General features: G+C 44.4%; 7 protein-coding genes. 3 read left to right on the forward strand and 4 right to left on the reverse strand.

What is annotated here, in order from left to right; translation table 11 throughout:
* Positions 1-434: 434 nt before the first annotated feature.
* The 3 genes from DESMER_RS00695 to DESMER_RS00705 all read right to left on the reverse strand — a co-directional run bounded on the left by DESMER_RS00695 (position 435) and on the right by DESMER_RS00705 (position 3,341).
* Entirely contained in the window at positions 435-1,229 is a 795-nt protein-coding gene (locus tag DESMER_RS00695; protein WP_014901144.1) for an ABC transporter ATP-binding protein, read from the reverse strand.
* Between the two features lies 1 nt (position 1,230).
* Positions 1,231-2,133 (reverse strand): ABC transporter permease, encoded by a 903-nt coding sequence (locus DESMER_RS00700; protein WP_014901145.1) that lies wholly within the window; start codon positions 2,131-2,133, stop codon positions 1,231-1,233.
* 212 nt (positions 2,134-2,345) lie between these two features.
* On the reverse strand, positions 2,346-3,341 hold the full coding sequence (locus DESMER_RS00705) for an ABC transporter substrate-binding protein (protein ID WP_014901146.1): 996 nt from the start codon (positions 3,339-3,341) through the stop codon (positions 2,346-2,348).
* A gap of 365 nt (positions 3,342-3,706) precedes the next feature.
* Here DESMER_RS00705 and DESMER_RS00710 point away from each other — a divergent pair, with 365 nt between their 5' ends.
* Positions 3,707-6,271: a U32 family peptidase gene (locus DESMER_RS00710; RefSeq protein WP_014901147.1), complete on the forward strand. Its 2,565-nt coding sequence runs from the start codon at positions 3,707-3,709 to the stop codon at positions 6,269-6,271.
* Positions 6,272-6,312: 41 nt separating this feature from the next.
* A complete protein-coding gene (locus DESMER_RS00715) occupies positions 6,313-8,676 on the forward strand; it encodes an endonuclease MutS2 (RefSeq protein WP_014901148.1) in 2,364 nt (787 codons plus the stop codon).
* Positions 8,677-9,010: 334 nt separating this feature from the next.
* On the opposite strand, the gene DESMER_RS00720 is transcribed toward DESMER_RS00715, so the two are convergent.
* Positions 9,011-11,668 (reverse strand): transglycosylase domain-containing protein, encoded by a 2,658-nt coding sequence (locus DESMER_RS00720; protein ID WP_014901149.1) that lies wholly within the window; start codon positions 11,666-11,668, stop codon positions 9,011-9,013.
* Positions 11,669-12,312: 644 nt separating this feature from the next.
* Between DESMER_RS00720 and tyrS the strand changes: the two genes are divergently transcribed.
* Positions 12,313-13,578, forward strand: coding sequence for a tyrosine--tRNA ligase (gene tyrS, locus DESMER_RS00725; protein WP_014901150.1), 1,266 nt, complete (start codon positions 12,313-12,315; stop codon positions 13,576-13,578).
* The last annotated feature ends 373 nt before the right edge of the window (positions 13,579-13,951 follow it).

The following is a 13,951-nucleotide window of genomic DNA, read 5'->3' on the forward strand; positions in this document are numbered from 1 at the left end:
AGCACCAGCAGATGATGAAAAACTAAGGGCTGCCTTCCTAACACACCAAAGATTCAATGTAGCCTTACCTGAATTTCCTAAAGTACTGCTTATACTCCTAGCAAGCTGGCTGAAGGAGCGCTTTTCTGCTAAGCGGATGCGTCAGTGAAGCCGCGCTAAGGCGAGGGCCGACGGTTCGCGTCCACGTAGCGCGCCGCAGGTTCACATGCAGAAATACCCAGAGGTTCGGACGCGCTCGCGAACCGTCCAGCGAGCCAGCGGCGGAACTCGCAGACGCGTGCTGAATAGCGCTCCGCTCCAGAGCCCGACAGAACCGTTCCCTGTCAGGATGAGTTTTAAGAATAGCCTTTCATACCACTGTGGGAAGCATGAAGACGCAATAAAACCACGACCGGTAAATGGTCGTGGTTTTAATATTACCTCGCGGAAAAAGCCTAGGCCAGAATCATACGATCTGTATTCATATGCGCCCCACTGGCTTTCTCGAACATTTCCAGCAAGTTGCTTATGGTCATATTATTGCGTTCTGTCCCTTTTATATCAAGGATTACGCGGCCTTCATGCATCATAATGGTTCGATTCCCAAAGCTAAGGGCATGGTCAAGATTGTGGGTAATCATTAAGGTAGTGAGATGCTCTTGTTCTGTGACATTACAGGTCAACTCTAAAACCTTTTCCGCAGTCTTAGGATCCAGCGCTGCAGTGTGCTCGTCGAGAAGCAGCAATTTGGGTTTTTGTAAAGTTGCCATTAAGAGGGTTAAGGCTTGGCGCTGCCCTCCTGACAAGAGGCTTACTCGATGGGTCAATCGGTTTTCCAGTCCTAAGCCCAGTTTCTCAAGTTTGGCGCGAAATATGTCTCTTTCTTTGGCACCGATGGCCGGACGTAAGCGGCGAGTTTTTCCTCGCCGATAGGCCATAATGAGATTTTCTTCAATGGTCATTGAAGCTGCAGTACCGGATAAAGGATCTTGAAAAACCCGACTGATCATGTCAGCCCGTTTATGGGCAGGAAGGCGCGTAATATCAGCATTTTCAATCGCTATTTTACCGGAATCAACAAAGAAATTTCCGGCAATGGCATTTAAGAGTGTGGATTTTCCGGCTCCATTGCTGCCGATTACCGTAACAAAATCATTGGGGAAGAGTTCCAGACTGAGCTTATTCAAAGCAATTTTTTGATTAATGGTTCCCAGGTTAAAGGTTTTCAATATCTCTCGAACATTTAACATATTACTGAGCCTCCTTTCCCTGTACACCTTTGAGCAATGAGGAGAGACTTCGGCGAATATTTGGTGAAACCAAAGCGATGATTACGATGAAAGCCGTAATTAATTTTAAGTCCGTGGCCTCTAAGCCTAATTGTAAAACAACGGCAATGATCGCCCGATAGATAACCCCTCCGCAGATAACGGCGAAAATGGCTCGTCCGATAGAGGAAGTTCCAATTAATACTTCTCCAATAATAACTGAAGCCAAACCGGCAATAATCATCCCAATTCCCATACTGGCATCAGCAAACTGAACCTTCTGAGCTACATAGCTTCCAGCAAAGGCTACTAAACCATTGGATAAGGATAAGCCAAGGATTTTCATAAGGTCTGTGTTTACACCCAGGCTGCGAATCATCAGTTCGTTGTCCCCTGTGGCTCGTAAGGCCAGGCCTAATTCCGTTTGCAGGAAAAAGTATATGACAGCCCCTAAGCAGACAACGGATATTAAACAGAGGACGAAGACACCATACTCTTCCATAAAGGGCAACTTAGCAAAATCAGTGAAGACCGTTCGAGATCCCAGGAGCGAAATATTTGCTCTGCCCATGACGCGAAGATTAATTGAATAGAGGGCGGTCATGGTTAAAATTCCAGAAAGTAGCGGTGTGATTTTAAACTTGGTATGAAGTATTCCCGTAAATAACCCGGCAAGGGTTCCGGCAATAAACGCCATTCCAGTGGCTAACCATGGGTCAGTCCCTCCGACGATCATTGATGTGGCAGTAGCGGCACCAAGGGTAAAACTTCCGTCTACAGACAAATCCGCATAATCAAGAATTCGATAGGTCAGATAAACACCTAATACCATGATCGCATACATTAAACCCTGTTCCATTGTACCGAGAGCTATTTGTGAGAACATATTTCTTCAACACCCCAATTACATTTGCTGCGAATATGTGAACTTGTTCAGCGCCTGCTGAACTTGGATATTTCTATAAGGAGTATGAGATTGACACATCCGTATCAAGCAAAGAATGATGCTCCCACTTACAAGAAGTGGGAGCGGCGGGACATATTTAACAAGATATTTTTGTCAATAATTTAAGTTCCGTATCTTAAAGAGGGTAATGACTATTTTACAATAACTGCCTTTTTCATCATGTCCTCTGGGACAGTTATCCCAAAGAGATCAATGGCTGATTGGTTCAGAACGGTATCAAAGTCCTTTTGGGCTTCAATAGGCATATCTTGTGGTTTCTCTCCTTTGATAACGCGAAGAGCCATTTCTCCAGTTTGTTTGCCAAGGTTTTTGTAGTTAATTCCGATGGTTGCTAAAGCACCTTTATCTACCACGCTGCTCTCGCCGGAAATGATGGGGATTTTATTCTTGTGGGAAATCTGTACAACAGACTGGGCAGCAGAAACCACCATATTATCCGTAGGGACATAGATGGCATTAACTTTTCCAATTAACGATTGGCTGGCTTGAAGTACATCTGCACTGGTAGTAACCGTTGCTTCCACGATCTCTAGACCGAGTTCAGCTGCAACTTTCTTGGCAATGGCAACTTGTACTTGTGAATTTACTTCTCCGGCATTATAGATGACCCCGACTTTTTTAACGCTGGGGATTAAAGTTTTCATTAGTTCGAACTGTTCCTTAATAGGGTTCATATCAGTTGTTCCAGTGACATTTTTTCCGGGTTTATCCATGCTGTTAACTAATTTTGCTTCAACCGGGTCAGTGACGGCTGTAATTAAGATGGGAATATTTGTACTTGCACTGGCCATTGCTTGTGCTGAAGGGGTTGCGATAGCTAAGACAAGATCCAGTCCGGCGGAAGAGAACTTTTGGGTAATGGATTGGAGTATGGACTGATCCCCTTGGGCATTTTGATAGTCAACGGTTAAATTTTTTCCTTCTTCATAGCCGTTAGCTTTAAGAGTTTCCAGAAAACCTTGACGAGCGCTATCTAAAGCAGGGTGTTCAACGATTTGAACGATTCCAATCTTCAATGGCTTTTGCTCATCTTTGGCAGGGGTGCTTGTTCCTGATTTCGCGGCACCACATCCAACTAAACTGAGTAACAACATTAAGCTCAACCCGAACGCAAGTACCTTTTTCATCTTTAAATTACCTCCTCTTTAATCTTGGGCATAAAAAAATACACCTCCGCAGGAAGTGCCTTTCGCCCAACTCCTACCGTACTACAATTCTACCAATATTTAATTAACTCAATCTTAAAGGATATGCCCTAGGGTGTCAATAAGAAATTATTTCTACATTTATGGCTTGAATGAGTGACACATCAGGCAGAACTAATAATAATTAACCCTTTATCAGGCCCTCACAATTGCGTTGAGGTTCTCTGAGTAAAGCCCTAATTGTACAAATGAAATCTAAACAATTATAATAAAGTTGTTGCCCTATGGCCTGGAAGAGAATGGGCAGTATAAGCGATGTACTTTGTAGAAATAGGTGAAATAATCACATGGATAAACTCAAGAGAAAGCAAGCCCTACCACTAGAACTTTTAGCGCCGGCAGGCAGCTATGAGGCATTTAAAGCGGCAGTAGAAAACGGTACAGATGCAGTTTATCTGGGAGGTAAAAGCTTCAGTGCCAGAGCAAGTGCAGCCAATTTTGACTTGGAAGAGTTACAGAAAGCTGTTCGCTATGCTCACGAACGGCAGGTTAAAGTGTATGTAACAGTCAATATTCTGATTAGTGATCAAGAGTTTCCGGAACTGCTAAACTATCTTTATGACTTACATGAAATTGGTGTTGATGCAGTAATTCTTCAAGATATTGGAGTTGCAGAATTAATTCATAGAATTATTCCTGAATTGGAGACCCATGCCAGTACACAAATGACGGTAAATACAAGTTGGGGTGTCCGGCACCTGGAGTCTCTGGGCTTTAGCAGAGTTGTATTGGCCCGGGAAACCTCGGCTGCTGAGATGAAGGCTATCGCTGAAGGAACCCCGCTGGATTTAGAGGTGTTTGTGCACGGTGCCCTGTGTATTAGTTATTCAGGTCAATGCCTGATGTCCAGCTTCATCGGCGGACGGAGCGGAAATCGCGGAACCTGTGCCCAACCTTGCCGGATGACCTATCAGCTAATCAATGACAAGAAGCAGAACCTATTAGAAGAGCAGAATATAGGGGATCACTTATTAAGTCCAAGGGATCTGAATTTAGCCGAGGAATTAGCGGAGCTAAAAGGAATTGGCATTCATTCTCTTAAAGTAGAAGGAAGAATGAAGCGGCCGGAATATGTAGCTACTGTTATTCGACTCTACAGGCAAGCCATCGATAGGATCGAGGATCAACAGGAGGGTAATGCTGTCGCCCCCTTACTAACCCCTGCAGAGCATCAGGAATTATTGCAGGTTTTCAATAGAGATTTTACCAATGGATATTTCCGGGAGAATCTGGGCGCAGAACTAATGAGTTATTCTCGCCCCAATAATCGGGGAACCCGGCTAGGCCGAGTAGCCCGCTCAGAACGTGGTCGGCTAGCCATTAAATTAGAAGGCTCACTCCACCCCGGAGATGGAATAGAATTCTGGACCGGGCGTGGGCGTGAAGGGGTTACTGTTGGGCTTATTTGGAGGAATGGACTAGAGACGACTGAAGGATTGCCTGGAGAAACTGTTGAGATTGAGTTTTCCGGCATCGCCCACCAAGGAGATAGAGTTTTTAAGACAAATGATGCTCTTCTAATGGAAAAAGCACGACATAGCTTCCAAGAGGGACGAGAACAACGTAAAAATCCACTGACCATGCGGCTATCAGGGCATGTAGGTGAACAATTATGCTTAGAAGTGATGAGCGCGCAGCGGAAAGTAACTGTTCATTCTGCAAGCCCGGCTCAAATGGCCATGAAAAGGCCGCTGACCTTTGACTATGCCTTCCAGCAGCTAGGCAGGTTAGGGACAACCCCTTTTTGGCTGGACAAGTTAGAAATGGAAATTGATGAGGGGATTATGCTGCCGGTAAGTGACCTGAATGAAATGCGACGTCAGGCAATTGAAGAGTTATTGAAACAATCGCGGCAAATAGTGGATCGGCAAACCTATAGACAGAGAGTGGAGCGCTGGAAAGAGCGCCAAGCTTTTGAGAGAAATAGCTCAATCAGCCTACAGAAAGACATTCTGCCTCAAGTCTCCGTGGCTGTTAGTGACCCGTTGACCCTGCAGGCTGCACTCAAAGCCGGAGGAAAACGGGTATTAATTGGCGGAGAGCACTGGCGTTCCCGGCGCAGTTTTTCCCTTGAAGAAATTCGAGGTAGCTTCTTAGATTGCCGGAAACAAAAAGTAGACTGCGTTTGGCGACTTCCCCGGGTCTTAAACGAAGCTCAGAGTGAAAGTCTTCTCATAGATCTTAAAAAAGCGGCAGAGTGGGAAGTAAAGCCTAAAATCATGGTATCTAACCTCGGAGAGTTGGAAATGTTAAAGAGCATTGATAGGGAATGGCCCTTCGAAGTGGATTATTCTTTAAATGTGTTTAATGAAGGGAGTCTTGCTTACTTCAGGAAGCTAGGAGCTCAGAGAATAACCCTCTCTCCCGAATTGCACCACGAACAACTTGCCTATTTAGCGAAATGGTCAGGTACAGAGGTTATAGTCTTCGGGGATTTAGAGATGATGGTGAGTGAGTATTGCCCAGTAGGGGCAACCCTTGGAGGGAAAAAAGGGGAACGCTGTGCCAGAAATTGCATGAAAGAATCTCATTTCCTGCGTGATCGCATGAAGTATGATTTTCCTGTGGAGACAGACCAGGAGTGCCGGATGCACCTTTTTAATGTTAAGATCCTTAACCTCTATGAGGAACTTGCCCAAATTCGACGAATGGGAGTTTCAACGGTTCGCTTACAATTGACCAGACAAACACCGGCCCAAGTTCAGCAAAGTGTACGCTTATTTAATGAAGCTTGGGATATGTTACAGATGGCTAAAAAGGGTAAATGGACTTCGAATGATGGAATGGCTGAGTTGAGCACAATTTTTCCAGAGGGTTTTACAAAAGGTCATTTCTTCCGGGGTGTTTTATAGTTTAGTCAGATACGTGTTTTGATTAGACAAAGGAGGAACGAATGGGAATTGATGATAAAGTCCTTCATAAGTTGGACTTTCCAAAAGTATTATCAAGTTTAGCAGAGTACTGCATTCTACCGCGAGCCAAAGAATTAGCTATTGGTTTGAAACCTTATGTTGATTTAGAATCCGTTCGTTTGGCTTTGCAGCAAACAGAAGAAGGCAAGAACCTTCTGCGCGGAAATCCTCTGTTTTCAGTTCGCGGGGCCAAAGAAATTCGTCCCTATATAGAGCGCTGCTTACGGGGAGGGGTAATTCACGGCGAGGAACTCCTGGAAATTCGAGACACCTTACGAGCAGGGCGCAAAATCAAGCAGCTCTTGCAGGATTTGCGAGAGCAATTTCCGGGGTTATGGGATATTACCTTGCCGATTGAGCCTCAAAAGCCTCTTGAGGATGAAATAACTCGTTGCATTTCTGAAGATGGAAAGGTGGCGGATAACGCCACTCCGGAATTAGCTGACTTCAGAAGAGCTATCAATAGATTGCAGAACCGGATTCGAGAAAGTTTAGAAGCAACTTTACGAAATCCAAGTTATCAGAAAATCCTGCAAGACCCCATTATTACTCAACGCTCAGATAGATATGTAATACCGGTCAAACAGGAATATCGGGCCTCATTTCCCGGTATTGTTCATGATCAATCGGCAAGTGGTGCCACCTTATTTATTGAACCTATGCCGGTAGTGCACCTAGGTAACGAATTACGTGAAGTAATCTTAAAGGAACAACGGGAAGTGCAAAGAATTCTGCAGATGCTCTCAGCTCAAATCGAAGGGCGAGGGGATGAGATAGCAGACCTGCATGAGGCTTTAGCTCAATTAGATCTGGTTATCGCTAAGGCTCACCTAAGTGTTTCCATGAACGCAGGAGCCCCTGAGTTGGTCGCCGGCCAGCAAATCAAGCTTGTTCAAGCTAGGCACCCTCTAATAAGCGGAAGGGTTGTTCCCCTATCGTTGGAACTAGGGATTGAATTCGACACTTTAGTCATTACCGGACCCAATACCGGTGGAAAAACAGTTGCTTTAAAGGTCGTCGGGCTTATGGCAGCTATGAATCAGTCCGGTCTGCAAATTCCTGCAGAAAGTGATTCCCGCATGGGTGTCTTCACCCAGATATTTGCGGATATTGGAGACGAACAAAGTGTCGAACAATCCTTAAGTACTTTCTCAGGACACATGAAAAACATTGTAGAAATCATAGATCGCTCAGATGGACGATCTCTGGTCTTACTTGACGAGGTGGGGGCCGGAACAGATCCTACGGAAGGGGCAGCCCTGGCAATGGGTATTTTAGCGGAGCTCCATGAACGCGGCTGTCGAACTGTATCCACCACTCACTACGGAGCCTTAAAGACTTTTGCCTATGAGACTCCGAGGGTTAAGAATGCTTCTGTAGAGTTTGACACGGAGACTTTGCGTCCCACCTATCGGCTGCTGATTGGAATCCCCGGTAAAAGTAATGCCTTTACAATTGCAGGCCGGTTAGGTTTAAGCGAGGAGGTGCTTGAAAAGGCTAATACCTTCGTAACTGAACGAGAAATGCAAGTTGCCGACCTCATTGAAAATTTAGGAGAAACTCATCGTGAGATAGAAATAGAGAAGCAGAAAGCAGAAACAGGGCGTCAAGCGGTTGAAAAGCAAACTAAAGCCTTGGAAGAAAAATCAATTCGTTTAGATGAGGAACTTGAAATTCTAGTAGCCTTGGCTAAAGACGAAGCTAGTGAAATCATCCGTGAGGCAAAACGTGAAGCTGAAGCTATAATTGACGAATTAAAAGCAGCTTTGAGAAAAGAAAATAAACAACAGCAAGATATTGAAAAGGCCCGGCAGGGATTTCGCAAAATATCGGCCAAGCTGGATCAAGGCAGGCAGGTTAAGCGGTCGGGCAGCGAATTGTCAGCAGATCAGATTATGCTGGGGCAAACGGTTTATATGACCAAGCTTAGACAGAAGGGACAAGTTATTAAGCTTCCTAATTCTAATGACGAAGTTCTTATTCAGGCAGGTATCATGAAAGTTATGGTACCCCTCTCTGAACTAAAATTAGCCCAAGAGGAAAAGAAAGCGATGCCCAGATATTCTCGTCAAATGGGTATCGGGGTTCGAAAGGCCGAAGAGATCCGGAGTGAGATAGATTTAAGAGGTATGCTGGTGGAAGAGGGAAGAGAAGCCTTAGACAAATATATGGACGATGCTGTACTTGGAGGAATCGGATTGATCTACGTTATTCATGGCAAAGGGACGGGAGCTATGCGAACGGGGATCCAAGAATTTCTCAAAGGGCACCCTCATGTACGCAGTTTCAGATTAGGAGAGTATGGCGAAGGGGATTCCGGAGTCACGGTTGTTGAGTTGAAATAGCAAGGGGTCGCTGGGGTCGGGCGGCTTCGTCCACATCCGTTCACCCAACATTCCGAGGCTCGCCTACTGGCTTGAGCGGGAGCTCCGCCAAACCTCTGGGTAATACCTGATGTGAACCTGTGGCTACGCTTCCCACCCAAGCTTTGTAGGCTTGACCGCCTCTCCATGCAATGGGTTTCACTTCTGTGGAGCGAAGCCGCCCTTTCTAACGGGTCTATTATTCTTAAGAGTGTTTTGGGTATTTTCCAGAGCAGATATTGCTATTAATAATTCATTTAGTTTAAAAATAAAAGGAGAGCATTGCTCTCCTTTTATTTATTCTAAAGACGTATTTTTAGTCGGTTAAAATTAATTTAACGGTATTGGATGATGGCCCCACATCGGACTTCTTAGGATCTTTATAAGAAGCACGGAAGTAGTAGGAACCAGGAGTAGGAGCTTTGTCATTTATGGCCAGTGAAAAGGAGAGGGCCCCTTTAGGATTGGAAATCGGTATGCTTCCAATGGGTTGGCCGGGTCGTTGGATGTGAATAATTACGGAATACTTTTCGTTTCCCGGAGGGTTAGAGATTGGGATTGTGACACGAGAAGTTTTGGCATCATAATTAACCTCTCCAAGTACTGGGGTCGGAAGGGAAGTGTCTGGAGGTAACTCATCCTGTGGAGGGACAAGAGCTGAATCGAGTATGGGATCAATCGCTGAATTATTTGGGGCAGTTTCAGTCGGTGGCTTATATGGAACCTCGTTTGATGGCCAGGTCCAGGAAGGATCACGATTGGGTAAATTTAAAAAGGTTTTAGTAATAGTGTTATGGGAATTTGGAGATGCCAACATATTAGGATTATCTGCGTCTACTTCTTTTTGAATCCAGACGTCACTGACCTTGGTAGGCAAATCTCCTTGGGCGGCTATTTCCGTTGCGACGAATTCTGAAGGAGTCAAACTACTGGGAAGAAGTCCGGACTTAGTATCGAAGGAGCCGCTCACGATTCCTGATGGCTGCTCAAATTGTGTTTGGACCGGCAGGTCCTTTAGAGCGGCCGTCATAACTTTCTTCCAGATTTGGGCGGGAAAGCTGCCGCCATAGACACTGCGTAAATAATAGGGGCCGGGAGTTCCGTTTTTATCTAGGTCAGGGTTAGAGTCATATCCCATCCAGACAACTCCTGCATAGTTCGGAGTATATCCAGCAAACCAAGCATCTGTATTGCCGGTCTTATTTTTGAGATTATCCGGTAAGGAGGAAGTTCCTGTCTTACCCGCTACTGCCCAATTTCCAATCTGAGCGCTGACTCCGGTACCGCTGGTTACAACACTGCGTAGCATGCTGTTAACAATATAGGCAGTGGTTTCCTTCATAACACGGTTTTTAGTTACTTTAGGGGTGATTACAGTGTTACCTTTGGAGTCTTCGACTTTCACAATAGCATGATCAGAAACGCTAACACCGTTGTTGGCATAAACCCCGTAAGCTGCTGCCATGTCCTTAGTACTTACATGGGTAGTTCCTAAAGCGAGGCTTAAAACACGATCTTCAGGTTCAAGTGGCAGTCCCAGATTGTTCTTACCAAATGCCCATCCATAGTCCACTCCAATAAGATCCAGTAGTTTTACCGCATAGATATTAACGGATTGTTCCACAGCATGACGCATGGTAATAAGGCCCTTCCAGCCTTTAGTTGCTGTATCGAAGTTAGTTGGAGTCCAAGCCTTTCCATTTCCTCCGTTATAACTTACGGGCATGTCATCAAGAACTGTACCGGGGAAATAGCCACCCTTTTCAATAGCCGGTCCGTAAACAACTAATGGTTTTATCGTAGATCCTGGTTGGCGCTTAGATTGCCAGGCTCTGTTTAATCCCCGGGGGGTATAATCCCGTCCGCCGACCATTGCTTGAATTTCTCCGGTTGAAGGTTCAACGACTGTTAGGGCACCTTCGACCTTCGTATTATTAATCCCTTGTGGAAAATTGGCTGAGTCAGCAAAGGCATCTTCGGCAGCAGTTTGGATTTTAGGATTTACAGTTGTATAAATACGCAAACCGCCACTAAAAATTTGATCCGGGGTTAAATTATAGTTTGTTTCCAGTTCCTCAATAACATAATCCACAAAGTAGGGGAACTTATAACTAACTGAAGCTACTTCCGTTTTTTGAGCGCCTCCCCGGCTTTCTTTCATCGCCTCCACATAGGTGAAAGGAGCATCCTTTTCTTGATCATACTCCTGAGAGGTGATAATCCCGGCATCCCGCATTACCCCGAGGACGATGGTGCGTCGAGCCTTGGCACTATCGGGATGAATGTAGGGATTGTACTGACTTGGAGCCTGTGGTAAGCCCGCCAATAAAGCAACTTCTGCAGGTGTTAATTTGTCAAGATCCTTACCAAAATAAGTTTTGGCCGCGGCCTGGATACCGAAGGAAGATTCGCCCAGGAAGATTCTATTTAAGTAAAAGGTTAGAATTTCTTCTTTGGTATATTCTCGCTCCAGTTGGATGGCTAGAATGGCCTCCTGAATTTTACGAGTAAATCTTTTCTCGGTAGGGTCTGCTATAAAGGCATTTCTAGCAAGCTGAATTGTGATAGTGCTAGCACCTTCTTTAGTACTCCTGGTTCGAATATCATTCAATGCTGAGCCCACAATACGAATAGGGTCCACACCGAAATGTTGCTCAAAGCGCCGGTCTTCAACTGCTATGAATGTCTTTTTAACAAGGTCGGGAATTTGTGAATATTCGACAGTTTGACGATTTTCATAGCCATGTAACACTGCGAATTCAACACCATCCTTATCATAGACATGCGAGGATTGCTTGGTGTCATTTAGTAACGAGGGATTCCATTTCGGGGTTCCGGCCGCTGCAACTACCACAAAAATTGCTAAGCCTGCTATAATAAGTGAAATAAAGGACGTGATTGACAAAAAAATAATTCTGCGTTTTGAATGGCGCTTCTTACGCTGAGGCCTCCTTGGATTATTCGATGATGGCATTAAGTCAACCTCCCAAAAATTAAAAATGAGGAGTGGACACTATTAAATTTCCTTGAATTATATCATACTTTTACAGTTGCAAGGAAACTCAAATAATTAATAGGAAGATAATGGAATATATGTTGCCTAATTCCAACGTTTTCCAGAATGAATAAAGATACCGATGCGACAAAATAGTCGCTGGGCTTCGCAAAACTTTCCGGTAATACTGCGGTGAAACTGCCTTAGAAACGTAAGGCTTTAAAACCTAAATAAGGTTCTTTAGACTTGTTAGTTGCGGGGAAGGCAGAGAAATTGTATAATATATCAAATTAGTCTATGTATACATTATTAATGGTATGATTGAGAAGAAACTTGGTGGAAGGTAACAGAGAGTCGGTGTTAGGTGCAAACCGACCTGGAAACTAAGAGATACGCCTCAGGACTAGAGCTTGAAAAACTCTCGGGTTCAGCCCGTTAGCGCTGATAGAGCTGGATTCCGTGCAGAGCGGATTCAATGTGGGTGGTACCGCGGAAGTGTTTTCGTCCCTCAACCTTGTGTTGGGGGATTTCCTTATTTCTAAGCTAAATAATCTTTGGTCTTAGTAATAAGGATATAAGATACTAATCGTGCCATATTAACTACTATAGAAGGGAGACTAAGTATGGACATTTTTCAAGAATTAAAGGATCGAGGATTAATCTATCAACACACAGACGAGAATGCATTGCGTAACCGATTATCAAGTGGGCCGATGGCGTTATATTGTGGATTCGATCCCACTGCGGATAGTTTGCATATTGGGCACTTGCTTCCACTTTTGGTCTTAAGAAGATTTCAACTTGCCGGGCATAAGTCAATTGCCTTAGTAGGAGGAGGAACAGGGCTGATTGGCGATCCAAGCGGCAAAGCCTCCGAACGAACATTAAACCCCAAAGAGATTGTTGAGCAATGGGCACAAAAGATTAAGAATCAATTTGGCCGGTTCTTAGATTTTGAAACGGGGGACAATCCTGCGATATTGGCCAACAATTATGATTGGCTGGGCTCACTTCAAGTGATTGAATTTCTCAGAGATATCGGCAAATACTTCCCTCTGGGGGCTATGCTGGCCAAAGATTCGGTTGAATCCCGTCTGAGCAAAGGGATATCCTTCACGGAGTTTAGCTATATGATTCTGCAATCCTATGATTACTTAAAGCTTAATGAAATGTACGGATGTGAGATGCAGATCGGCGGAAGTGACCAATGGGGTAACATTACCGCCGGAATCGAGTTAATTCGGCGGACTGCTGTTCAAGAAAAGGAAATGCACGGACTGACTCTGCCTCTTGTCACCAAGAGTGACGGAACCAAATTCGGGAAGACTGAGGGAGGAGCAGTTTGGCTAGATCCAGAAAAAATGTCTCCCTACAAATTCTATCAGTTCTGGCTGAATACAGATGACAAAGATGTCGTTAAGTTCTTGAAATATTTCACCTTTATTTCTATAGAAGAGATCAATGAACTCGCCCAAGGTGTGGAAAAGGAACCTGAAAAGAGAAATGCTCAACGGGCTTTGGCAAAGGATGTAACAAAGTTAGTTCACGGACAGGAGGCCCTCCAGCGAGCTGAAAAGATCACGGCTGCGCTTTTTGGAGGAGGGTTAGGAAATCTGACTGCCCTAGAAATCGAGGAAGGCTTTAGTGATGTGCCCTCCGCAACGATCCAATCCCCAGAGACCAGTTTAGTTGATGCATTAGTCCAAGTAGGAGCGGTTTCGTCAAAACGCCAGGCTCGAGAGTCTATTGAGAGTGGGGCTATCTATATTAACGATATTCGTCATACCATTGTTGATTCAGCAGTTTCACAGCTAGAGAGATTAGATCAGAAGTATCTTGTTATTCGTCGAGGTAAGAAAAACTACTATCTCCTTAAGTTTGAAGAATAATTAATGTAACCCTATTATAAAAGTACCGAACTGCTGCTAATACTAGGCGGTTCGGTACTTAAACCATTAATTTGGCACCGATGGTCGAATAGGGTCAATGTTACCTTTGACAATTGCAATCGAAGATTATTATAATCCTAAAAAAATAAACTCGAAAAACAGTTGACAATGTAATAATTAGATGGTAGTATATCGAGGTGCCGCAAAACTAACTGCTAATTTAAAGACAATATTACAGTTAATTCCACGGTCGATGAAATTAAGGTGTTGACAACATAAGTTGAAAATGCTAAGATAACATTCCGGCCCAAACGGGTCAAACAAAATCCATGGTCTTTGAAAACTAAACAACAAGGACAGCCAATGAGAGAAA

This window comes from Desulfosporosinus meridiei DSM 13257, assembly GCF_000231385.2.
Classification (GTDB): Bacteria; Bacillota; Desulfitobacteriia; order Desulfitobacteriales; family Desulfitobacteriaceae; genus Desulfosporosinus; species Desulfosporosinus meridiei.

What these genes read in the sequence shown, in the direction of transcription:
- DESMER_RS00715 (WP_014901148.1), top strand. Translation starts at nt 6,313, where the DNA reads ATGGGAATTGATGATAAAGTCCTTCATAAGTTGGACTTTCCAAAAGTA.
- DESMER_RS00720 (WP_014901149.1), bottom strand. Translation starts at nt 11,668, where the DNA reads ATGCCATCATCGAATAATCCAAGGAGGCCTCAGCGTAAGAAGCGCCAT.
- DESMER_RS00705 (WP_014901146.1), bottom strand. Translation starts at nt 3,341, where the DNA reads ATGAAAAAGGTACTTGCGTTCGGGTTGAGCTTAATGTTGTTACTCAGT.
- DESMER_RS00695 (WP_014901144.1), bottom strand. Translation starts at nt 1,229, where the DNA reads ATGTTAAATGTTCGAGAGATATTGAAAACCTTTAACCTGGGAACCATT.
- tyrS (WP_014901150.1), top strand. Translation starts at nt 12,313, where the DNA reads ATGGACATTTTTCAAGAATTAAAGGATCGAGGATTAATCTATCAACAC.
- DESMER_RS00700 (WP_014901145.1), bottom strand. Translation starts at nt 2,133, where the DNA reads ATGTTCTCACAAATAGCTCTCGGTACAATGGAACAGGGTTTAATGTAT.
- DESMER_RS00710 (WP_014901147.1), top strand. Translation starts at nt 3,707, where the DNA reads ATGGATAAACTCAAGAGAAAGCAAGCCCTACCACTAGAACTTTTAGCG.